The 21,007-nt window shown below is 59.1% G+C and carries 22 protein-coding genes and 1 tRNA gene; 10 read left to right on the top strand and 13 right to left on the bottom strand.

Annotated elements, in window-relative coordinates; translation table 11 throughout:
• Positions 1-167: 167 nt before the first annotated feature.
• From O3A94_12100 to O3A94_12085, 4 genes are read left to right on the top strand one after another with little or no spacing between them, the layout of a single operon-like run.
• Positions 168-1,025 (top strand): xanthine dehydrogenase family protein subunit M, encoded by an 858-nt coding sequence (locus tag O3A94_12100; protein ID MDA1356994.1) that lies wholly within the window; start codon positions 168-170, stop codon positions 1,023-1,025.
• 3 nt (positions 1,026-1,028) lie between these two features.
• On the top strand, positions 1,029-1,511 hold the full coding sequence (locus O3A94_12095) for a (2Fe-2S)-binding protein (GenBank protein MDA1356993.1): 483 nt from the start codon (positions 1,029-1,031) through the stop codon (positions 1,509-1,511).
• Complete coding sequence (locus O3A94_12090; GenBank protein ID MDA1356992.1) at positions 1,508-3,787, top strand: xanthine dehydrogenase family protein molybdopterin-binding subunit; 2,280 nt, start codon at positions 1,508-1,510, stop codon at positions 3,785-3,787. Before O3A94_12095 ends, O3A94_12090 begins: the two co-directional genes overlap by 4 nt.
• Positions 3,788-3,807: 20 nt before the next feature.
• Positions 3,808-4,056 carry a MoaD/ThiS family protein gene (locus tag O3A94_12085; protein ID MDA1356991.1) on the top strand — a complete coding sequence of 83 codons (249 nt, stop codon included), beginning with the start codon at positions 3,808-3,810 and terminating at the stop codon, positions 4,054-4,056.
• A gap of 151 nt (positions 4,057-4,207) precedes the next feature.
• On the opposite strand, the gene O3A94_12080 is transcribed toward O3A94_12085, so the two are convergent.
• From O3A94_12080 to selA, 9 genes are all read right to left on the bottom strand, one after another.
• Positions 4,208-4,780: a 2OG-Fe(II) oxygenase gene (locus O3A94_12080; GenBank protein ID MDA1356990.1), complete on the bottom strand. Its 573-nt coding sequence runs from the start codon at positions 4,778-4,780 to the stop codon at positions 4,208-4,210.
• 61 nt (positions 4,781-4,841) lie between these two features.
• Positions 4,842-5,417, bottom strand: a complete 576-nt coding sequence (locus tag O3A94_12075) for a hypothetical protein (protein ID MDA1356989.1) — start codon at positions 5,415-5,417, stop codon at positions 4,842-4,844.
• A 189-nt stretch (positions 5,418-5,606) separates the two neighbouring features.
• Positions 5,607-6,068: a glycine/sarcosine/betaine reductase selenoprotein B family protein gene (locus tag O3A94_12070; protein ID MDA1356988.1), complete on the bottom strand. Its 462-nt coding sequence runs from the start codon at positions 6,066-6,068 to the stop codon at positions 5,607-5,609.
• A gap of 16 nt (positions 6,069-6,084) precedes the next feature.
• On the bottom strand, positions 6,085-7,149 hold the full coding sequence (gene selD, locus O3A94_12065; protein MDA1356987.1) for a selenide, water dikinase SelD: 1,065 nt from the start codon (positions 7,147-7,149) through the stop codon (positions 6,085-6,087).
• A 27-nt stretch (positions 7,150-7,176) separates the two neighbouring features.
• Positions 7,177-7,311, bottom strand: a complete 135-nt coding sequence (locus O3A94_12060; GenBank protein ID MDA1356986.1) for a hypothetical protein — start codon at positions 7,309-7,311, stop codon at positions 7,177-7,179.
• 36 nt (positions 7,312-7,347) lie between these two features.
• Positions 7,348-7,953, bottom strand: coding sequence for a methyltransferase domain-containing protein (locus O3A94_12055; protein ID MDA1356985.1), 606 nt, complete (start codon positions 7,951-7,953; stop codon positions 7,348-7,350).
• 99 nt (positions 7,954-8,052) lie between these two features.
• Positions 8,053-8,148: transfer RNA gene (locus O3A94_12050), tRNA-Sec, on the bottom strand.
• A gap of 43 nt (positions 8,149-8,191) precedes the next feature.
• Entirely contained in the window at positions 8,192-10,123 is a 1,932-nt protein-coding gene (gene selB / locus O3A94_12045) for a selenocysteine-specific translation elongation factor (protein ID MDA1356984.1), read from the bottom strand.
• Positions 10,124-10,136: 13 nt separating this feature from the next.
• Complete coding sequence (gene selA / locus O3A94_12040; protein ID MDA1356983.1) at positions 10,137-11,540, bottom strand: L-seryl-tRNA(Sec) selenium transferase; 1,404 nt, start codon at positions 11,538-11,540, stop codon at positions 10,137-10,139.
• Between the two features lie 150 nt (positions 11,541-11,690).
• Here selA and O3A94_12035 point away from each other — a divergent pair, with 150 nt between their 5' ends.
• Together O3A94_12035 and O3A94_12030 are read left to right on the top strand one after the other, a co-directional pair.
• Complete coding sequence (locus O3A94_12035) at positions 11,691-12,479, top strand: PhzF family phenazine biosynthesis protein (GenBank protein ID MDA1356982.1); 789 nt, start codon at positions 11,691-11,693, stop codon at positions 12,477-12,479.
• A 121-nt stretch (positions 12,480-12,600) separates the two neighbouring features.
• On the top strand, positions 12,601-13,284 hold the full coding sequence (locus O3A94_12030; GenBank protein MDA1356981.1) for an aquaporin: 684 nt from the start codon (positions 12,601-12,603) through the stop codon (positions 13,282-13,284).
• Positions 13,285-13,319: 35 nt separating this feature from the next.
• Here O3A94_12030 and O3A94_12025 read toward each other — a convergent pair whose 3' ends face one another.
• The 3 genes from O3A94_12025 to O3A94_12015 all read right to left on the bottom strand — a co-directional run bounded on the left by O3A94_12025 (position 13,320) and on the right by O3A94_12015 (position 15,932).
• Positions 13,320-14,561, bottom strand: a complete 1,242-nt coding sequence (locus tag O3A94_12025) for an ATP-binding protein (GenBank protein MDA1356980.1) — start codon at positions 14,559-14,561, stop codon at positions 13,320-13,322.
• Positions 14,562-14,574: 13 nt separating this feature from the next.
• Positions 14,575-14,835, bottom strand: coding sequence for a hypothetical protein (locus O3A94_12020; protein ID MDA1356979.1), 261 nt, complete (start codon positions 14,833-14,835; stop codon positions 14,575-14,577).
• A gap of 80 nt (positions 14,836-14,915) precedes the next feature.
• Positions 14,916-15,932, bottom strand: coding sequence for an aliphatic amidase (locus tag O3A94_12015; GenBank protein ID MDA1356978.1), 1,017 nt, complete (start codon positions 15,930-15,932; stop codon positions 14,916-14,918).
• Between the two features lie 184 nt (positions 15,933-16,116).
• On the opposite strand from O3A94_12015, the gene O3A94_12010 reads away from it, so the two are divergent.
• The 4 genes from O3A94_12010 to O3A94_11995 are packed head-to-tail and all read left to right on the top strand — an operon-like array spanning position 16,117 to position 20,214.
• On the top strand, positions 16,117-16,881 hold the full coding sequence (locus O3A94_12010) for an N-formylglutamate amidohydrolase (protein ID MDA1356977.1): 765 nt from the start codon (positions 16,117-16,119) through the stop codon (positions 16,879-16,881).
• Positions 16,878-17,429 (top strand): protease complex subunit PrcB family protein, encoded by a 552-nt coding sequence (locus tag O3A94_12005; GenBank protein ID MDA1356976.1) that lies wholly within the window; start codon positions 16,878-16,880, stop codon positions 17,427-17,429. Before O3A94_12010 ends, O3A94_12005 begins: the two co-directional genes overlap by 4 nt.
• Positions 17,430-18,959: a 4-hydroxyphenylacetate 3-hydroxylase gene (locus O3A94_12000; protein ID MDA1356975.1), complete on the top strand. Its 1,530-nt coding sequence runs from the start codon at positions 17,430-17,432 to the stop codon at positions 18,957-18,959.
• 34 nt (positions 18,960-18,993) lie between these two features.
• Positions 18,994-20,214 (top strand): amino acid permease, encoded by a 1,221-nt coding sequence (locus tag O3A94_11995; GenBank protein ID MDA1356974.1) that lies wholly within the window; start codon positions 18,994-18,996, stop codon positions 20,212-20,214.
• A 100-nt stretch (positions 20,215-20,314) separates the two neighbouring features.
• Here O3A94_11995 and O3A94_11990 read toward each other — a convergent pair whose 3' ends face one another.
• Positions 20,315-20,965 carry a carbonic anhydrase gene (locus O3A94_11990; protein ID MDA1356973.1) on the bottom strand — a complete coding sequence of 217 codons (651 nt, stop codon included), beginning with the start codon at positions 20,963-20,965 and terminating at the stop codon, positions 20,315-20,317.
• Between the last annotated feature and the right edge of the window lie 42 nt (positions 20,966-21,007).

Here is a 21,007-nt window from a genome sequence, read left to right as displayed (position 1 = left end):
ATGTGCGCGTTCCGCGCTTGAGGCGAAGGGGTTATTCAGCGTATGTTGACCGCCGCGCGCACTACCTAGAGTCATTACCCATGCGCGTTTAAGCAATTTTAGCTGGACGTTTCCGTTCAGCTTTGCGACCAAGGATTAGCACAAATTAAAGGATCGAAATGAACGCCCTGACATATGAATCTCCCGGCTCGGTGGATGAGGCAGTGAAGCTTCTGGCCGCGGCTGGCGGCAACGCCAAATTGCTGGCGGGCGGCACCGATCTGCTCGTGCAATTGCGCATGGGAATGATCAAGCCGGCACTGATAATTGATGTGAAGAACATTTCCGAAACTACTGTCATAAAAGAAGAAAGTGGCGGTATTCGAGTTGGTGCCGCGGTTTCGGGCGCTGTAGTGGGCGAGCATGAAGGCATGAAAAGCGCGTGGCCCGGTGTGGTCGAGGCGCTTGAATTGATCGGCTCCACCCAGATTCAAGGGCGCGCGTCGATGGGCGGCAATTTATGCAACGGATCGCCCGCAGCCGATGCCGTTCCCGCGATGATCGCGGCTGAAGCCGTGTGCACGATCGCCGGACCCGATGGGCGGCGTGAGGCACGGGTCGAAGATATCGTCATCGGCCCCGGCGTTACCTCTCTCAAAACCGGTGAAATGATCGTTGATTTCTTATTTCCGGCGCGGCCGGCGCGTTCGGGCGATGCCTATTTGCGCTTCATTCCGCGCACGGAGATGGATATCGCCGTGGTCGGCGTCGGAGTGAGCTTGACGCTCGACGGTGCCGGTGTCTGTACGGCGGCGCGCGTTGCGCTCGGCGCTGTCGCGGCGACTCAGCTTGTCGTCGAGGACGCCGCCGCGGCACTGATCGGCAGCACTCTCGACGATGCTGCGATGGCAAAGCTCGATGCCGCAGCACAGGCCGCATGCCGCCCTATCGATGATAAGCGCGGCACTATCGTATATCGCACCAAGGTGGCCGGGGTATTAGCACGCCGCGCCGCCAAAATTGCGCAACAGCGCGCAGAGGGCTGAGCAATGGCTAAAATACATGTCACAACCACGATTAACGGCGAGCCCACCGAGTTCTTGTGCGAGCCCCAGCAAACTCTTCTCGACGTGCTGCGCGATGAATTGCGCCTCACCGGTAGCAAAGAAGGCTGTGGCACGGGCGATTGCGGCGCCTGTAGTGTCACCCTTGACGGCCGGCTGGTTTGTTCTTGTTTGGCACTCGGCGCTGAAGCCGAGGGCCATGAAATCGAGACCATCGAAGGCATGGCCGACGGTGACAACTTCCATCCGCTGCAGCAGAAGTTTCTTGAAGGCGCGGCACTGCAATGCGGCATTTGCACGCCGGGCTTTTTGATTGCCGCCAAATCGCTATTGGAAAGAAACCCCGATCCCAGCGAAACCGAAGTGCGTTATTGGCTGGCCGGAAATCTTTGCCGGTGCACCGGGTATGATAAAATTATTCGCGCTGTGCTCGAATGCGCCGCCGATATGAGAGGAAATCAAGCATGACAAGCGTAACCACGGAACTGAAAACGGAACTGAAATGGGTCGGCAAAAGCCCGATCCGTCCTGACGGTGCCGACAAGGTAACCGGACGCGCCAAGTTCGGCGCCGATCTCATGCTCCCGGGTATGCTGGTTGCTAAGGTTTTGCGCAGCCCGCACGCGCACGCGAACATCAAGTCCATCGATACATCTAAAGCCGAAGCACTGCCCGGCGTCAAAGCGGTGATGACCGCCGCCGATATCGATCCCATGTCCTCAGACTGGGTGCCTGCGGGAGAGCTGCAGCTGAATTATCGCGATCTTTCGAACAACATCATGGCGGGCAGCAAAGTGCTCTATGACGGTCATGCCGTCGCGGCAGTGGCCGCAACAAGCGCCGCCATTGCCGACGCCGCGCTAGAACTGATCGTGGTTGATTATGAGGTGCTGCCTCACGTCATTGATGTGGAAGAGGCGATGGCGCCGGACGCACCGATCTTGCATGACGACATGTTCACGCAAGGTGTGACGCCGACGCCGGACAAGCCTTCCAATGTTTTCAAAGAGATCGATATCGCCGTCGGCGACGTGGAGGCGGGCTTTGCCAAAGCCGATCTCATCGTTGAGCGCAGCTTCAAGACGGCGCCGGTGCACCAGGGATATCTCGAGCCGCACGCGGCTGTTGCCAGTTTCGCTGAAGACGGCCAGGCCGAACTTTGGTGCTGCACCCAGGGCCATTTCTCAGTGCGTGCCTATTGCGCCAAATTGCTCGGCATGGACATTTCAGATCTGCGCGTTACCGCATCTGAAATCGGCGGTGGGTTTGGCGGCAAGACGACGGTCTATTTGGAACCCGTAGCGCTGCTGCTGTCCCGCAAGGCGGGCCGTCCAGTCCGCGCCGTGATGACTCGCGAGGATGTGTTCCGCGCATCCGGCCCCACTTCGGGCGCGGCGACCTGGGTCAAGGTCGGCGTGACCAAAGACGGCAAGATAGTTGCCGGCCAGGCGATCCTCAAATATCAGGCCGGCGCCTTCGCCGGCTCGCCCATTCAGCCCGGTTGCATGTGTGCGTTTGCGCCGTATGACATCGAGAATGTTAAAGTGAAGGGCTATGACGTCGTGACAAACCGGCCCAAAGTGGCCGCCTACCGTGCTCCCGGCGCGCCGATATCCGAACATGCGGTAGAGTCCGTGCTGGACGAGATTTCTAAGAAACTCGGCATTGATCCGCTGGAACTGCGCGAGAAAAATGCCGCCAGAGAGGGCACCAACGCGGCCTATGGCCCGAAGTTCGGCGTCATCGGCTTTGTTGATACTTTAGCGGCGGCCAAGGCTCACCCGCACTATTCAGCGCCACTCGGCCCGAATCAGGGCAGGGGCGTCGCGTCGGGCTTCTGGTTCAACATTGGTGGCGAGAGTTGCGCCACCCTCAATGTCGCCGAAGACGGAACAATAGTGCTCGCCACGGGCAGCCCCGATATTGGCGGCTCGCGTGCCTCGATGGCCATCATGGCGGCGGAAACTCTCGGCATCGACGTGGCCGATGTGCGGGCTATCGTCGCCGATACGGCTTCTATCGGTTACACATTCCTCACCGGCGGCAGCCGTGTCACTTTCGCCACCGGCATGGCAGTGATCGAAGCTTCCAAACAGGTCACTGCGACTTTGCGTGAACGCGCCGCCAAGATCTGGGATATCAGCGTTGACGCGGTCGTCTGGGAAGACGGCCATGCCAAACCCGCCGGCGCCAATGCGGGTGAGTTCGAGCCGCTGTCGTTGGGTGAGATCGCTGCGCAGGCCGGTAAGACAGGCGGCCCGATTTCCGCCAATGTGGCGCTTAATGCTGAGGGTGCGGGGCCCGGTTTCGGCACCCATATTTGCGATGTTGAGGTGGACCGTGAGACCGGCGCCGTCAAGGTGCTGCGCTATACGGCCGTGCAGGATTGCGGCAAGGCGATCCACAAGGCCTATGTGGAAGGCCAGATTCAAGGCGGCGCGGCGCAGGGCATCGGCTGGGCGCTGAACGAGGAATATATTTATAACAAGGATGGCCGGCTCGATAACGCAGGTTTCCTCGACTATCGTATTCCCGTCGCCTCGGACCTGCCGATGATCGACACGGTGATCGTCGAAGTAGCCAATCCCAATCATCCCTACGGTGTGCGCGGTGTGGGCGAAGTGCCCATCATTCCGCCCATGGCGGCCGTGGCCAATGCGATCGACAGCGCCATCGGGGTTCGTATGACGGTCTTACCGATGTCGCCGCCCAAGATCTTGGCGGCGCTCGACAACGGTTCATAGAAGCAAAGGGGCCTGTGAGGATGGCACGCATCATCCTCACTTCTGGCCTCGGCAACCAATATGCCGGGGGCCAAACAGAGTTCGCGATCGAGGCGGCGAACGTGCGCCGCCTCATCGCCGCTTTGGAAGAACGCTTTCCTGGCATCGGCCCTGAATTGGAGCGCGAAATGGCTGTCGCAATAGACGGCCAAATTTACCAGGACCCCTTCCTGGAAGCCATTTCGCCTGACAGTGAAGTCTATTTCCTGCCGCGTATCGGCGGAGGATGAACGCTGCGGATTTGTTGCCGCGAATCATTGAAAATGCTGCCCGGCTCTGCGTTAAACCTTGCTCAAACGATCCGCCTGTCCCATTCAAAAGCCAGCGACTCAGGCCAAGAAGCGGCGTATTCCGCTCTTCTGAAATCCCCCGGCGTCCGCTTCATATTCCCATATAACTAAGCCAGCCGGTGATGATGTATTTATGCTCTTTCGGAGCGGGAATGCCGCGATGGGTGTGGGTGAAGCCGGCAGGCCAGATGTTGGTGACGCCCTTTTTGGCTGGACTGATGTAATCCTGATAAACGAATTCCGTGCCGCCGCCTTGTTTGACCGTATTGAGGTTAGTCATGAAAGCGAGCACCCGATGGGCGATATCGAGCCCGCTCGATTCATAATGTTCACCGAAAAAAGCCCCGCCCGGTTCGTAATGCTGGATTTGCGGCGGCTCAAGAAAGCCGACTTTGGCGCCGCTTGCGGCGAGCACTGGAAACTCTTTCATATAAAGCCTTATGCTTGCCATCACATGTTCGCGGTAGGCGCGCACGGTCTCCGTGTAGATTTCGATCGGCAGGCAGTTAAGGCTGACGTCTTCCGAATCTTTCCACGCCTTGTCGACTCCCTTGGCGCTCACTCCGGCATGGGCAAAGCCTAATTCCTTGGCAATCTCGAAGCCCTTGATCAACCGCTCGCAAATAGCCGGTTGCTCCATTTTATAGCCTTTGATCCACTGCATATTTACTTCTCGTAATATATTAATAACTTAGTTTAACTATATGATATGTAACATATAACATCTATTTGTAGTAACTTTCTTCCAGCCAATGTGAGGATGGAACGAGAAACCATTCCCCGATCAGCGCTAGGTCCTCATCCGAGCTTGCCATCAATCTTTTCCGCAATCCTTGAAGCTGGTTCGCGAACACTGTCTCGCGCCAAAACCAGTCTTGGACATTGCGGCCTGAAGCGTTGCCCGGCTGGGCGGTGGCCGCGTCGATATAGAACGCCTTGAGGTCGTCGACCGCCAGGCGCAACCCTTCAGATGTGGAGACGCCGGGCACCGGAATCTCTGCGTGTTCACCATGAACGAAGGACAGCACCACATCGCGCGCCTTTTCAAGAGTTAAACCACTGGCGCCGATGTTGGAACGGCCGCGGCTTTCCATCGCGAGTTCGTACCACGGCCATAGATTCTTCATTTCGCTTTCGAATTCGTGGCGAGGTGTGTCTCCGTCTTGGCTTGGCGGAGCAGGAGAGAGGTTAATAGGGCAAACCCAGCCTTCCATCTCCGCTTCCGTCGTTTTCGGCGCCTCTTCCGGATAATCGACTAGCACTGGGCCTTCATCAGCTTGCAGTAATTCGAGCGCAGCCAACAGTACGCGGCGCTGAAACGGCGCGTCATTAGGCGGGCCGAAAGGACGTCCAAGCTCGAATGGCACCCATAACGCGCGCGGCGGGCGGGTCTTCTCACTATGCAGGCGTATCAAACTGATCTGCGTTGTCGCCAGCCCGTCTTGTTCCAAATAATGTGCCAACCCGCCCACGGCGCGCGTGCAAAAGGGTCAGACAGGGACAAGCACAACCGCGTTGACGTCGTCCGCTTTCAACAGTCCAGCCAGTTGCCGCGTCGGCGCCTCCATCTCCTCCGGTGCCGTCGAACCCAAGAACGCGTAGTGGTATTTCGCCACCGAGGCGATTACGCCTTCATCGGCCAACTCATTGAGCCGGTCAATCGGGAAGCAGACATTCATATCTTGCTGATATCCAGCGCGGTCGAAATTTGTTGAAACATGGCTCATGACCAAATCTTCCGCCGCCGTCTCGCCGAGGATAACCCGGTAATCGGCCGCTCCAAACTCAAAGGGCCGGTCGCCGCGCCGTTGCAGCCCCGCCGTGGAGATCACTGCCACCCGGCATTTTGACAGCTCTGGCGCCGCCACCCACGGGTCACGGTCAAATTTTGGGCATTCCAGTTCGATTAATTCCGCGCGCATGAACGCGTCAACGTCTTCCAAGCGGGTCATACGAACTCCTTCTTTGTTATGTCTCGTCGCCGGCTAATACCCTGACTTCCGCCTTGCCGGCCAACATACCACCGACCCTCGTGGCGGCCGCAAATCCGCTCTCATGAAACATGTCGAGCACGGAATCCGCCGCATGAGGTGCACAGGCAATCAACAGCCCGCCGCTGGTTTGCGGATCGCACAGAATGCTTTGCTGCCACGCGGCGATATCTGCCGGCAGCCGCACCTCATCGCCATAGCTTTGCCAGTTGCGGGTTGCTGCGCCGGTACTCGCACCGGCCATGGCTAGGGCGCGTGCGGTGGGCAGAATCGGCAACGCTTCTAGCGCCACCTCTGCGCCAAGGCTTGCGCCCCGGCACATTTCCAGAAGATGCCCCAAAAGGCCAAAGCCGGTGACATCGGTCATCGCATGCACGGCTGATTGCTCGGCCAAAGCCATGCCTACCTTGTTAAGCTGGGTCGTGGTCTCTAGCATTTCGCGGTAGCCCGATTGCTCGAGTTCGCCGCGCTGGAGCGCACCGCTCAAGATGCCAATTCCGAGCGGCTTGCCGAGGATCAGCACGTCGCCTGCTTCTGCCGTATCGTTGCGCTTGATGCGCTCGGGCGCGACCAGGCCGATGGCGGCCAAACCGTAGATCGGCTCCGGTGAATCGATTGAATGGCCGCCGGCGATGGCGACGCCGGCCTCTTCGCAGGCGGCAGCCCCGCCCGCAAGGATTTTCCGGATCACCGCTACCGGCAGTTTGTCGATAGGCATGCCGACGATAGCGAGTGCCAAAATCGGTCTTGCCCCTGTAGCGTATAAATCGGAGAGCGCGTTGGTTGCCGCGATGCGGCCAAAGTCGAAGGGATCGTCGACGATGGGCATGAAAAAATCGGTGGTCGCCACCACCGCCTGTTCATCGTTAATACGATAGACGGCCGCATCGTCACTCGAATCATTGCCTACCAGCAGAGCCGGGTCGGCGAAAGGTCGCGGCAGTCCCTTGAGAATTTCGCTGAGCACCGCCGGCGCAATTTTGCAGCCGCAGCCACCGCCATGGGAAAGTGTTGTTAGGCGAAAACTGTTTTCATCCGCCATAACCGGCTCCTGATATTGAAAGTGTGCCTAAGCCGGCTTCACCGCGCGAAACGCGTAGCCGAAGACCTCGAAAGCGCGCGCGTTGTTCTCGCCGCGGGCATCGCAAAAAGTATCGACCGGCAGGCCGATTTCTACATCTGCGAAGCCGATATCTTTCATCATCTTGCGCCAGCCTGCGCACGGCAGGCCCCCAGCTATTCAAGATGTCCACAGGTCGATGTTGGCCATGGCCGACGCAGGCACGGACTTGCCATTGGCGATATCGGCGAATTGTAGTGTGCCGCCAGGGCGCAACACCCGCATGATCTCTTCGAAAATTCGCTTTTTATCTGCGCAGAGGTTGATCACGCCATTGGAGATGACAACATCTGCCCAGCCATCTTCGACCGGCATGCTCTCGGCCAACCCTTCGCGGAACTCGACATTGGCGGCACCCATCGCCTTTGCCGTGGCGCGTGATTTGGCCAGCATCTCTTCGGTCATATCGATGCCGACCACCTGACCGCTGGGTCCCACCTGGGAAGCGGCAATGAAGGAATCGAAACCGGCACCCGAGCCGACATCGACAACGTTCTCGCCTGTCTCCAGGGTCCTCAGTTCGAAGGGGTTGCCGACACCGGCGAACGATTCGACTGCCGCATCAGGCAGGGGATCGACCACCGCATTGTCATAACCGAGCCGCTTGGCGAGCGGCCGTCCGGTATGGAAATGATAGGTTCCTCCGGGCTCGATAGCCACCACCCGGTACTTATCCTTGACCTCTTCGCGCAAGGCCACGGCATCGACGGTTGGAATTTCGCTCATATAACTGTTCCTTCGAACTTCACCGCGCAATCCTATACATTTTGCGTGCACGCGCCAAACATCAAGGCGCGCCGCTGGTTTCTTCGTCTCGGGCGGAAATGGCGGAAGAGGGTGGGAGTCGAACCCACCAGGCACGTCGCACGCGCCTCACCGGATTTGAAGTCCGAGCGCCCCACCGGGGTGCGATCCTCCTCCAGGATTCGCATTGCGCAAATGCTAAGGAGGCTGCCAAGCGCAATCAAGTGGGCCCCGCACTAAACAAAGCGGACGCCGGGCAGAGAGTGCGCCGAGCGGCGCCGGTGCGCCGGGTAAAACCAGCGCGGTCAAAATATTCCAAGAGCTCAATCGTTAAGTTTCGCCCGATGCCAGATCGGTCGCGATATTGGGCGGCGAGAAAGAGGCCTTCTTCACTTTCGCCGGCCAATTCCTCGGCGAATTCGGCGAGCCGCCGCACTGCAGCGGGCAACAAGAATCGATTCTTTGCCACCTGAATACTGAACCCCAGCGCGGCGGCGCGTTTCAGAACGCGTTCGGTCTCATCCGCTGGCAAATCAAGCTCAGAGGCTATTTGCCACACCACCGGCGGGCGCAATCCGCCAGATTCTAAGAGCGGTAAAATTTGCAGCCAGACAGTTTGTTCACCCGCCGCCAGTTTGGCCTTGTGGTCAGGCAGATGCAGGATGGTGCCGGCACGCTTCACCTCGCCAGCTTCGATCAATTGGATGATGGCGGCATTGAAAAGCTGCATCAGCGGCCGTTCAGTGAAAAGACGGCGCAATTCGAATTCGTTGAGGCCGAGCGTTTCAGCCGACTGTTGGTGCCAGCTTTTCAATTCCGTGATGATGTGGCGGTTTAGGCTCTGCCAATGTTCTAGCGACATGCCCACCAGTGCGGTGGTGCCGCCCGCCGTGACCATTTCTGCCGCCGCGAACAAGGTCGTGCTTTCGTCGGCATCAAGATTGCGCGCCACGGCGAAACGGTTGAGGTCGAGACCGCCAGGCGAAAGCGGTAGCAACGCCGCCAGCGCCGTCGCCGGATTGTTTTCAGCCATCGCAACGAGTTGCGCCAAGCGGGGCGCGCGGGCGCGGCCACGCTCAGGCCCATTCGGGTCGACAATCCGCCCGCCCGCCAGCGTGCGGCGCGCCGATTGGTCGCGCAGGATCAACCGATCCCGCGTATGCGCCGTGATCAAGCGCTCAGTGACGATTTGTACCAGGCCGCTCTCTCCCGGCGCGATCTCGCGGCCATTCAGGACGGCGACGCGGCACGGTGTCTCCAGGGCGCCCAGATGCAAATGCGCCGGCGTTTCATGCTTAAACGGTTTGGCTTCGCTGGGGAGGACGTGAAGTTCGGCGTCGATGCGCCGGGTCGGCGCATGAGCTGCCGGATGCAACAACCAATCGCCGCGCCTAATATCACTGCGGCGCGCACCCGGCCCGGCCAGATTTAGTGCCGCCCGCTCGCCCTGGCGCGCTTCCTCCGCAGGGCGATCATGAACGTGCAGCGCCCGCACCCGCACTTCGGCACCGGACGGAGAGAGCAGCAATTTTTCGCCCACTGCCACGCGCCCGGAATAGACGCTACCCGTGACCACCAGGCCGGCGCCGGTCAGGTTAAACATACGATCGATGGCGAGGCGAAAGCGGCCCTGGGGCGGCGCCGCGGAAAATGCCCGCGCCGCATTTTCGAGATGTGACTTGAGCGCTGGCACGCCTTCGCCCGAGAGAGCAGAGAGGGGAAATATCTCCGCCTGTTCAAGCCCGCTTCCACGCATGATCTTGCGCACCGCCTGCTTTACTTCATCGACCCGGCCATCCGCGACTGCGTCCGTCTTGGTAATTGCCACCGCCCCTGCGGTGACGCCGAGCAGGTCCAATATCGCCAAATGCTCAACGGTTTGCGGCATCGGTGCGTCATCTGCGGCGATCACCAGCAGCGCGTAGTCGATGGCGCTGACACCAGCCACCATGTTGCGGATAAATTTTTCGTGCCCGGGTACGTCGACAAAGCCCAATATCCCGCCACCGGCGACCGGTACATAGGCGAAACCGAGGTCGATGGTGAGGCCGCGCAGTTTTTCCTCCGGTAAGCGGTCGGTATTGACGCCGCTCAGCGCTTCGACCAGCTTGGTCTTGCCGTGATCGACATGGCCTGCGGTGGCAATAATCACGCGGTGACGGCCATCACGCGTCGGAAATGTCCAGCAGCTCAAGTTGGGCGCGAAAGCCGTCTTCGTTTTCTAGACAACGCAAGTCAAGAACGAAGACGCCACTTTGCACCCGCCCAATTACTGGCACGGGCAGCGCCCGAAAAGCTGAGGCTATGCGCTCCAACGTGCCGCCGCGCTTACGTTTGGCGGCAATCGGATTGATTGCGAGAGCAGCACTCGGCAGGGTTTCGACGGGTAGCGCGCCTGAACCGATTTGGCTCATACAATCCGCCACCTCAACGTCCGCCACGCCCTTCAAGCGCCGGGCTAGGACCGGCAGCAGCCGCTCTGCCAGCGCGCGGATGTCGTCTTTGTCACGCGTCAACAGGCGAAGCGTCGGCAGCTGCGATGGTAATTTCTCTGGATTGGCATAAAGCCGGAGCACCGCGCCGAGCGCCGCCAGCGTGATCTTGTCGAGGCGTAGCGCGCGCTTCATTGGATTGCGCCGCAGACGCGCGATAAGTTCCGTTTTGCCGACGATGATCCCGGCCTGCGGCCCACCCAACAGCTTGTCGCCTGAGAAAGTAACCAGATCGGCTCCGGCGTTCAGGGTCTCGGCCACCGTCGGTTCAGGCGGCAGTCCATAGCGGCTCAGGTCGACAAGCGAACCCGAGCCGAGATCGACGGCAAGCGGTTTTCCAGCGGCATGCGCCAGTTGGGCCAGCTCCGCCGTTTGAACTTCCGCAGTGAAGCCGCGCACTTCGTAATTGCTCGGATGAACCTTCAAAATTAATGCCGCGCCATCGTCCAGAGCGGCGACATAGTCGCGCCCATGTGTGCGATTGGTTGTACCAACTTCAATCAGCTTGCAGCCGGCGCGCGCCATGATATCAGGCAGCCGGAATGCACCGCCGATCTCAATCAATTCGCCGCGCGATACGGCCACCCTCTTACGGTTCGCCAAACTGTTCAGAAGCAGGAGCACGGCCGCGGCGTTGTTGTTTACCACCAGAGCCGCTTCCGCTCCGGTTAGGCGGCAGAGCCAGTCAGCCACATGATCGTCCCGTTCGCCGCGCTTCCCCGTGGCAACGTCATATTCGAGATTGCTGGCCTGGGTCGCAACCGCCGCCATCGCGGCCACGGCTTCTGGCGGCAAGGGCGCGCGCCCCAAATTTGTGTGCAGCACCGTACCGGTAAGATTAAACACAGGTGTCAGCGAGGCCGCGGTCATCTCTTCGATTCGTGTGATTGTCAGGCCGGCCAGAGCCTTGACCTCCACACTCGGACTGTTTCCTGCCAGAAGCTGCGCCCGCGCATTCGCTAAGGTTTCGCGTGCGGCAGCGGTGACAAAAGGCCGGCCATAGGATTCACGAACGCAGATCATCGCGGTATCCGCCACCAGCCGTTCGACCGAAGGCAGCCGCTCGAGCAAGGGCATTGTGGAAGCGGGCGTCGTCGCTGATTTTCGCATGGCGCTAGGGTAGTCGCTTGCCGACCCGCGGGAAATGTTATTTTGGCCTAAGCGCCTATCCCGAATAGCTGTCGGCCGCTATGATCGGCGGAACGATCCAGCCAGAGGAGCCAGATTTTGAAACTGCGAATGATTCAGATCGATACGTTTACCGACAAGGTGTTGAGCGGCAACCCGGCAGCCGTCTGTCCGCTGAAGGAGTGGCTGGACGTTGGTCTGATGCAAGCGATTGCGGCGGAGAACAATTTGTCGGAAACGGCATTTTTTGTCGCTTCGGATGGGGGCGGATATGAGCTGCGCTGGTTCACACCCAATGTGGAGGTCGGTCTGTGCGGGCATGCCACACTGGCTGCGGGCGAAGTTGTGCTCACTGATATAGAGCCCAGTGCTACAGCGGTCTCGTTTGAGACAAAAAGCGGCACCCTTATCGTATCGCGTGACGGCAATAGCCTTATGATGGATTTTCCCTCACGTCCGGCTGCGGTGCATGCAGCTCCCGAAAATCTGCTGGCGGGTCTTGGCGCGACGCCAGCAGAAGTGTTAGCGGGGGACGATTACATCGCGGTCTATGAAAGTGCGGCCGAAGTCGCCGCGCTTGCGCCCAATCTTGATCATTTTAACCGGCTCGACCGCCGCGGCGTGGTGGCGACGGCACCGGGCGGCGATGCTGGGACCGACTACGTACTTCGCTTTTTCGCACCCAAAAATGCCGTGCCTGAGGACCCAGTTACCGGCAATGTGCAAACCGAGCTTGTTCCCTATTGGGCGGCGCGATTGGGTAAGAAGCGCCTCAATGTGCGGCAATTGTCGGCGCGCGGTGGTGTCATGGTCTGCGAGGATCGCGGCGCGCGCGTCACCATTTCAGGGCAATGTGTGCGTTTCCTTGAAGGTGAGCTGACGCTATGATTCGGCACGTTTGAAAACTTTTACCCACAGGCAAACGAGACTTATTCATGGCGTCGCGTAAGATCATTCTCACTTGCGCAGCAATTGGCTCGTCCAACAAAACACGGCAAATTTTCTGACTATGACGCGGGATGATTGGCGAAAATACTGCTGTGAGTTCATCGGCACCTTCAGCCTAGTCTTCTTCGCGGCTGGCGCGCTGGTAGTCGACGGCTTGGTGGGCGGGGGTCTCGGTATGATTGGCTCTGGGCTCATCTCCGGCCTGGTTATCACCGTCGTGATCTACGCTTTTGGCCACATTTCAGGCGCCCATGTAAATCCGGCGCTCTCGCTTACCGCGGTTCTGATCGGCCATTTGGATCGCCGCTTGTTGGCTGGCTATGTCATTGCTCAAATGGCCGGCTCGCTGGTAGCCGGCATGTGTCTGCTCTGGGCCATCGGCGACTACAACGGCATGGGCGCCAATTCGCCGAATATCGAACTCGGAATATCTCCGGTTACGGCGCTCCTGATAGAGTTGTTTTTGTCCTTCCTGCTGATGTGGGTTGTTGCCGGCGTTGGATTGGACAAGCGGGCACACGGCCCCTTCGCCGGAGTCGCCGTGGGCGCCGTGGTCGGAATCGAGGTCATGCTATTTGGCGCCGTGGCCGGCGCCGCGATGAACCCGGCCCGCGCCTTCGGCCCCTATGCCGCCATGGGTGATTTCAGCCATTACTGGATTTATGTGGTCGGGCCGTTTGTCGGAATGGCGCTCGGCGGATTCACTTACCGCTTTACCCATGCCCTTGGTGGGCGTGATGTCTGAATTAAGTTCTCGGCCGGCAAGGAAATTCGGAGCATTCAGGAATGCTTGTCCCTGCCTAAGCTCTTGCCCCATTCAGCAAAATGAATTTCGTCAGCCTCACTCGTGTCGGCCACCAAGCGTTCCAACGGCGTGGTGAAATCTCCCTGCTTGAGGGCGCGCACTTTGATTTCATAGTCCTGAATGCGCTTCAGGCCGGCATCAACCAGGGCTGGAATGTCAGGGTTCATTTCTCCGAGCATGCTCGCCGTCACCTCCTTGCACAAACGTGCAATCTCACGTCCGGTAAGGCGCCCGGTGTCGGCAGCGAGGCGCGCGTAAGAGAGCGAGCGATGATCGACCGGAATGCCCTTACCCTCCAGATGAATGCGGAATATGTCAGCGCGGGCTTCTGCGTTCGGCAGGTCGATGAGAATGCGACGTTCGAAGCGTGAGAGCACGGCGGAGTCTAAATCCCAGGGGCGGTTGGTTGCGCCGATGGTCATCACCAAATCACGTTTTCCCTTTTGCGCGAAACCGTCGATTTCCGAGAGAATAGCGGCCAGCATCTGCTGGTGATAGAGTTGGCCTTCGCCGCCGCGGCTCCTGCACAGCGCGTCGAACTCGTCGATGAAGATGATTGATGGTCGCCCGTCTCGCGTGAATTTACGCGCGACGCGATAAAGAGTGCTGATCAATCTTCCCGATTCACCGACCCATTTGCTGACGATCTGGCTCGCCTTGACGTTGAAGAAAGTGGCGCTCAGTTTGTTGGCAACGGCGCATGCAAGCAGCGTCTTGCCGGTGCCAGGGGGGCCGTAAAACATGATGTTATTCCAGCCTTCGACCTTAATCCCTTCCGGCACCTTCGCCATGGCCAGGCCATAGTGGAACTTCAGCTCTTTCTTTAATGCGTCCAGACCGCCGATGGTTTCCCAATCGACATGATTTGGGCTGTCGTCGATGAGCAGCAAGATTTGCTGCTCGAGTGCATCGGCCTCTTCGTCGGAATAGGCGACCTCGTCCGCTTCGTGGTTTTCGACCGGCCTGATCCGTCCCGCATCCATGCCGCGATTGGACGTAAGCGCGCGGGCACGTTGCTTGTATTCCACCGCGCGCAGGCTCATGGAACTGCGGGCGCCGGCATCTTCCAATATTTCGATCATCTGTTCGGCAAATTGCGCCGCCTTGTGGTAGGAGCGCGAGGCTTCCTCGCTCTTGCCTACGGCCATGCGCGTATTGGCCTCTGTCAACATGCGGTCGATGGCGCGTTGCAGGGCGTCTGGACCTTGGCGATTCATGCCGGATAATCGATCAGTTCGGACGGACGTCGATGAGCCGTTCGCCCACCTGAACTTCGTCACTCAATTGACAATGAATTGCCACAACAATTCCCGGGCTAGGCGACGTTACTTCCGTGACGACTTTGTAATATTCGAGAATCATCAAGATCTGTTCCGCCTCGACGACTTCGCCTACCGCCACCATGATATCGGTTACGACAAGGTCATAGGCATTCACGGAGGAACAAGTGGCGTCGATACCGATGATTTCGTTATCCGCTGCCGCTCTCACCTGCATCGCTCCGTCCAAGAAGGGGAGAGGGGCCGTCCGCGGTTTGATCGCGGGCGGTCTCATTTCCCCCTGCCTATGTTTTAGTTGGCCAACTTTGCGCGTGAGGGCGGCGCTTTTAGTTTTGGCGTTGTCGCTTTGTCCGGGTTGTCATGGTCGCGCGTCATATACTCGACCTCGTCGCGCAGCCCCTCTGGGTCGTTCACCCATTTATCGTAAAAGCTGAAGGGGTTGGTGGCGTGGCCGCCTGGCTCTGACGTGAAACCTCGGTGGACGATGTTGTAGAGGTGATTTTCGGCCGTCCAGTTGCGCCGCGCATCGCGGATTGTCGTGAGCGAAAGCGTTGCGTAGGTCGCTTCGTCGGGGCCGGTGCCGCATTCGGCCAGCACGCTGCCGTCAAAGTCGACAATGTTGGAGTGGCCAAAATAGGAATAGACCAGATCGCGTCCGGCCATGTTGGCGACCGCGACATAGGCTAAGTTTTCCCACGCTCGCACCTGCGCGATCATGCGCTGCTGCTCCTTAGAGGGATACATATAGCCCTGGATACGCACCACAAGTTCGGCGCCTTTCATAACCGTGTCGCGCACGATTTCGGGCATGTTGCAGTCATAACAGATCGTGCCGCCAATCATCAGACCTTTGGGGCCCTCAGCCACGGAGGTCTCGTGACCGGCCGTCCACGGCTCTTGCGGGCACCACGGGAAAATCTTGCGGTAGGTCATGCAGACTTCGCCCTGATCGTTGATCATGATCAGCGTGTTGTAGGGGTTGAGGCCGTCCGGATGTTCCTCACCGGTCAGCGAAAAAATGCCAAACACGCCGGCCTTCTTGCAGGCCTCGGAGAATATCTGTACCTCGTCACCGCCGATCGTGGTGGTCAGGTCGGACCATTTGACCGGATGGAAGCCCTGCGTCGAATATTCCGGAAAGACAATCAGATCGAGGCCGGGATAGCCGCGTTTCATGCCTTCGACAAAGCCAGCGATACGCTTGCAATTATCGAGCACCTCCGCCTTGGTCTCGACCACCGGAACTTGATAATTGACGACGCCGACGCCAACCGCGTCGTCGCTGGAGGAAATCGACCCTTGAGGCATTATTATTCTCCCTAACCCGTGTGAAGATGCCAGGCGCGGCACCTTTGGAATATTCTGAGCAAGAGGTTAAAGGGGGCCGGGCTTCGCTTCAAGCGGCGGAATTTCTCAAACCGCCTATCGCTTTTGCTTGCCAGTCTTGGGGTGGTGGACAATCCTTCTTATTCGAACGCAACGAGGGTCGAAAATGCATGATGCAACGGCGCCAAAGCCGCAAGAAACTGCGTTTGAAGCCATAGAAGGTTCGCACAATTCCAATCTTCTGTTGCTGTGCGATCATGCGAGCAACGCATTGCCCGCTGGCTGGGATGGGCTCGGCCTTTCGCCGGAACGGATTGAGCAACACATCGCTTGGGACATCGGCGCCGCCGCGGTTACCCGGCGCCTCGCCTGGCTGTTGGGCGCGCCGGCGCTTCTGACCCGGTATTCGCGCCTCTTTATTGATTGTAATCGCGCGCTCGGCACACCCAACTCGATCCCGGAGGAGAGTGACGGGGTCGTCGTGCCAGCCAATCGCGCGGTGCTGGCGGCGGAGGCGGCGCGTCGTGCCGATATCGCCTATCACCCCTATCATCGCGAGCTGTCGCGCCGGTTGGCCATGCTGAACGATCCCTTTGTCATCGCTATGCATAGCTGCACGCCGGTATTTGCCGGAGTAGCGAGGCCTTGGCATATTGGCGTGCTATGGCGCCAAGACGCGGCCAATGCGGAGCGTTTGATCGCAGCGCTGGCGCGAGACAAATCCTTGTGCGTGGGCGATAACCAGCCCTATTCGGCACTTGAGACGCCAGGATATACGGTGGCGGACGTGTTGGAGCCGCGCAAATTGCGTCATCTCATTATCGAGATTCGCCAGGACCTAATTGCCGGAAGCGCCGGGGCAGAGGCCTGGGCGGAGCGCTTGGCGGAATTGTTTACCCGCGAATTCGACGTTGTCAGGCCGCAATTATGAAAGTTGCTGCGGTTCTAGTTTGCGTTCTTTTATTATTGCCGGTGCGGGCTGCGGTTTCGGGTGGAAATCCCGAGCAATCGGAATGGTCGGGCGCTTTTTCCCCATATCAAAATTTTTCAGCGCAAGTAATTCGCGACGCAAATTCCTGGTCGCAAATTTGGGCCCAATTGGGCCAACCGCCGCCGCAATCCTTTGACGCGGCGCTCCACTTGGCCATTGCTGTATTTCTCGGCTCGCGTAGAACCGGTGGCTATGATCTTGCCATCGATCCCGCAGGCCAAACGGACATGGCGCAGCTTTTCAGGGTGCGCGAATTGGCGCCCGCGCCGGATGCCTTCGTGCCGCAAGTCCTGACCACTCCGTACCGCATCTTTCTGCTTCCGATGAACGCCCAGCCTGTCTTGTTTCTCACAGGATTCAATGGCGCCGCATCCGGCGAATGCTTATATATACCGTCTGGCGAGCGCCGGCGTGCTGAGAGCATCACGCAGTTTCTTAACAAACCGATCTGCCCGGAGGCGCCCGGGCAGAGTAGCGAGGGGTCCTAAATGTTGATGAGCGGCGACGAATATCGGGAGTCTTTGCGCCGCTATAGCCCGACGGTCTATCTCGACGGCGCGCGGGTTGATGCGGTCGCCGATGAGCCACGCCTCGCGCCGGGAGTCGCGGCTGTTGGCGTTACTTATGATTTCGCCAAGCTCGACCGCCATCGGCCGTTGATGGTGGCGGAAGAGCAATCAAGCGGCGCCACCGTAAACCGCTTTCTTCACATCAACCGCTCGTCGCGCGATCTTTTGGATAAGCTCGAAGCAGTGCGCCTGGTATGCCAGCGGGTGGGCTGCGCCCAACGCTATCTCAGCCAGGATGCGCTCAACGCCATTCACCAAGTGACGCACCTCATGGATGCGGAGATGGGGGGCGATCTGCACCAGCGCTTTGGCGCCTATCTGCACCGCGTTCAAGCCGAAGATCTAACTCTCGGCGTCGCCATGACCGATGCCAAGGGCGACCGTTCCAAACGTCCGCACGAGCAAACCAACAGCAATGCTTATGTGCATATCCGTGAACGCCGCGCCGACGGCATCGTCATCTCGGGCACCAAAGCAATCGTCACTGGCGCTCCCTATATGCACGAACTGCTGGTCATGCCTGGGCGCAATATGGTTGAGGAAGACGCCGAGTTTGCCGTCTGCTGCGCCGTGCCCATCGATGCCGCCGGTCTAACCGTGATCACCCGGCCGGCCGGCCGGCCTGGTGAAGACACCGCTATCTTTAGCGGGCGCTACGGCCAAGCGACCGGCGTCTGCGTGTTTGAGGACGTATTCGTGCCTTGGCAAAACGTGTTTATGGCTGGCGAATGGCAACAGGCACAGTTTCTAACGCGTGCTTATGCTTGTCATCATCGCCATAGCTGCATTGGCGCGCGCGCCGGCTTCGGCGATCTCCTGATTGGTGCGGCGTCGATGATGGCCGAAGCCAACGGGCTCGATGCAGGGGGCAACAACTATCTCCGTGAGCGCATGGTCGAGTTGATTAAGATTGTCGAGGGCTTCTTCGCCTGTGGCGTCGCCAGTTCCACCTATGGGGTTCCTGACGCTTCAGGTTGCGCCGAGCCTGAGCGCATCTTTGCCAATGTCGGCAAGCTGCTCTTGTCGACGCAAATTTACGATATGCAGCGCATTGCCCATGACCTTTCAGGCGGCCTGATCGTCGCTCTGCCGGGGCCGGACGAGGACCACAACCCGGCGACTGCGGCACATCTGGAAGAACTATGGCAGGGCAGGGATGACATCCCACCCGAACGTCGGCGCGAAGTGGCGCGCTTTCTCGGCGACATCACTGCGTCCGACACGGCGGGCTGGTATTCGCTGATCAGCCTGCATGGCGGTGGCTCGCCGGCGGCGACAAGTATGGAGATTTACCGCAGTTATCCGTTGGAAGATAAGGTCGCGCTGGTCGAAGGCTTGTTGGATCGTGGCCTGCTTGCTGAAAAGGTAACGGGCGAGCAAACAGACGACCAGCCCGGTCGCTGCTGCGTCGACGGCTGCCAGCCGCCGGAAGCGGAGCCGTCCGAGTAAAACGAAAAGTGATAGAGATGAGAATTCCGGAATCGTGGCAAATAGCCAATCCCCTGTCACCCTGAAGCGCAGCCTGTCGCTTCCTTTGTTGGTGCTCTACGGCCTGGGCACCACGATCGGAGCAGGGATCTATGCGCTGATCGGCGAGGTTGCCGGCGTGGCGGGCATGGCTTCTCCGTTTTCCTTCCTAATTGCCGCGGTCATCGCCGGCTTCACGGCATTCAGTTTCGCCGAGCTTTCGGCGCGCTTTCCGAAGAGCGCGGGCGAGGCCTATTACGTACAGGAGGCCGCCGGCATTCAAACGCTTTCCGCTGCTATAGGCCTGATGGTGGTGTTTGCCGGCGTCGTGTCCTCGGCCGCCATATCCAATGCGTTCGTCGGCTATTTGCACGAATTTATCTCGCTACCACGCGTCGCCGCCATCGCCGTGATCGTTCTTTTGATCGGGCTGCTCGCCGCCTGGGGCATTGCGCAATCGGTCATCGTGGCCGGAATATTGACAGTGGTCGAGGTCGGCGGTCTGGCGCTCGTAGTCTGGGTTGGCGGCGACAATCTCGTGCATCTCCCAGCTGCATTGCCCGACATGTTACCTGGCGCGGGCGGTGTGGCCTGGAGCGCCACCCTGGCCGGCGCAGTACTCGCCTTCTACGCCTTCATCGGCTTCGAGGATATGGTCAATGTGGCGGAGGAAACCCGCAACGCATCACGCATCTTGCCACTCGCCATTATCGTCACTCTTGTCGTCACCACGCTCTTGTACATGACCATCAGCATCGTATCGATATTAACCGTACCGGCGCAGGAACTGGCCGCCCACGAGGCGCCACTGGTACTGGTCTATGAGCGTGGCAGCGGTGGCTCGGGCCAATTTCTCGGCCTGATTGGCATCGTCGCCATTTTGAACGGCGCGCTGGTGCAGGTCATCATGGCTTCTCGGGTGCTCTACGGTTTGAGCGATCAAGGGCTGCTTCCCGCCATTTTGGGGCGCGTGAATCCGCTCACCCGCACACCGCTTGTCGCCACCGCGCTGGTGGTCGGCTTGGTACTGATCCTGGCGCTGTGGTTCCGCTTGGCGGGGCTGGCCGAGGCCACTGCGTCAATTACCCTCGCCATTTTTACCATCGTCAATGCCGCGCTCATCCGCATCCGCTTGCGTGACGGCAAACCGGCACACAGCGTTTATTACCCGCTAATCATTCCGATACTGGGCTTTGTGCTCAGCCTGGCATTTTTGGTCTTCGGTTTGATCGGGTAGGTGGCGTGCGCGGCGATTAAGTCGCCTCTGAGCGGCGCAATTTCCCGGACGGGTGTCAGCCGTCGGACGAGAGTTAAGTATTGCCCTGAGGTCGGTGGCCCTAGTCGACCTGGTTGAAGCGTTCGCTGTCTGGATCCCAAATTTCCAAGGCGCCATCAAAGATGTTGAGATACCAGCCTTGCAGGCTTAATTCGCCGGCGTCCACCGCTTCTCGGATAAATGGAAATGTTGACAGATTGTCGAGGGAGAGGCGCACCGCCTGACGTTCCGCGGCGCTTAACAGGGCATCGCCTTTCAATTCCGGGTTGCTTGTGAGGGCGCGTTCATAAGCACCGCGCAGCAAGTCAGTCCACGCACCGATGAATGTTCCACCGTCATAGACCAATTCTTCGCCACCCTGTTGCTTGCGAATCATGGAGGCGACGCCGCCGCAATGGGCATGACCGATTATGATTATATGCTCGACATGCAGTCCTCTGACCGCAAATTCCAACGCCGCACTGGTGCTGTGGTAGAGCCCATCTTCTTCGTACGGTGGTACTAACGCAGCAACATTGCGCACGGCGAAGATGTCGCCCGGTTTCGTCTGAAGAACGATCGCTGGGTCGACCCTTGAATCCGAACATGCCAACACCGCGAAGCGCGGCTTCTGCCCGTGACGAATCAGGTCGCGATAGAGGCTTGGTGACTTCCCGTAATACAGCTCGCGAAATTTTCTAAAGCCGTTCAGAAGAATATTTATTTCAGTCATGTCACAGTTTCTGGCGCATGGTTAACATCTTCAAATCATCTT

Source organism: Pseudomonadota bacterium, assembly GCA_027624955.1.
Taxonomy (GTDB): Bacteria; Pseudomonadota; Alphaproteobacteria; order UBA828; family UBA828; genus PTKB01.
This window is presented reverse-complemented; position numbering and strand designations above follow the sequence as displayed.

Excerpts from the sequence above, each read along its gene's own strand:
- O3A94_12080 (MDA1356990.1), bottom strand. The coding sequence starts at position 4,780 with ATGCAGTGGATCAAAGGCTATAAAATGGAGCAACCGGCTATTTGCGAG.
- O3A94_12000 (MDA1356975.1), top strand. The coding sequence starts at position 17,430 with ATGTTGATGAGCGGCGACGAATATCGGGAGTCTTTGCGCCGCTATAGC.
- O3A94_12025 (MDA1356980.1), bottom strand. The coding sequence starts at position 14,561 with ATGAATCGCCAAGGTCCAGACGCCCTGCAACGCGCCATCGACCGCATG.
- O3A94_12090 (MDA1356992.1), top strand. The coding sequence starts at position 1,508 with ATGACAAGCGTAACCACGGAACTGAAAACGGAACTGAAATGGGTCGGC.
- O3A94_11990 (MDA1356973.1), bottom strand. The coding sequence starts at position 20,965 with ATGACTGAAATAAATATTCTTCTGAACGGCTTTAGAAAATTTCGCGAG.
- O3A94_12015 (MDA1356978.1), bottom strand. The coding sequence starts at position 15,932 with ATGCCTCAAGGGTCGATTTCCTCCAGCGACGACGCGGTTGGCGTCGGC.
- selD (MDA1356987.1), bottom strand. The coding sequence starts at position 7,149 with ATGGCGGATGAAAACAGTTTTCGCCTAACAACACTTTCCCATGGCGGT.
- selA (MDA1356983.1), bottom strand. The coding sequence starts at position 11,540 with ATGCCCTTGCTCGAGCGGCTGCCTTCGGTCGAACGGCTGGTGGCGGAT.
- O3A94_12095 (MDA1356993.1), top strand. The coding sequence starts at position 1,029 with ATGGCTAAAATACATGTCACAACCACGATTAACGGCGAGCCCACCGAG.
- O3A94_12055 (MDA1356985.1), bottom strand. The coding sequence starts at position 7,953 with ATGAGCGAAATTCCAACCGTCGATGCCGTGGCCTTGCGCGAAGAGGTC.
- O3A94_12085 (MDA1356991.1), top strand. The coding sequence starts at position 3,808 with ATGGCACGCATCATCCTCACTTCTGGCCTCGGCAACCAATATGCCGGG.
- O3A94_12030 (MDA1356981.1), top strand. The coding sequence starts at position 12,601 with ATGACGCGGGATGATTGGCGAAAATACTGCTGTGAGTTCATCGGCACC.
- O3A94_12010 (MDA1356977.1), top strand. The coding sequence starts at position 16,117 with ATGCATGATGCAACGGCGCCAAAGCCGCAAGAAACTGCGTTTGAAGCC.
- O3A94_12060 (MDA1356986.1), bottom strand. The coding sequence starts at position 7,311 with ATGATGAAAGATATCGGCTTCGCAGATGTAGAAATCGGCCTGCCGGTC.
- O3A94_12070 (MDA1356988.1), bottom strand. The coding sequence starts at position 6,068 with ATGACCCGCTTGGAAGACGTTGACGCGTTCATGCGCGCGGAATTAATC.
- O3A94_12005 (MDA1356976.1), top strand. The coding sequence starts at position 16,878 with ATGAAAGTTGCTGCGGTTCTAGTTTGCGTTCTTTTATTATTGCCGGTG.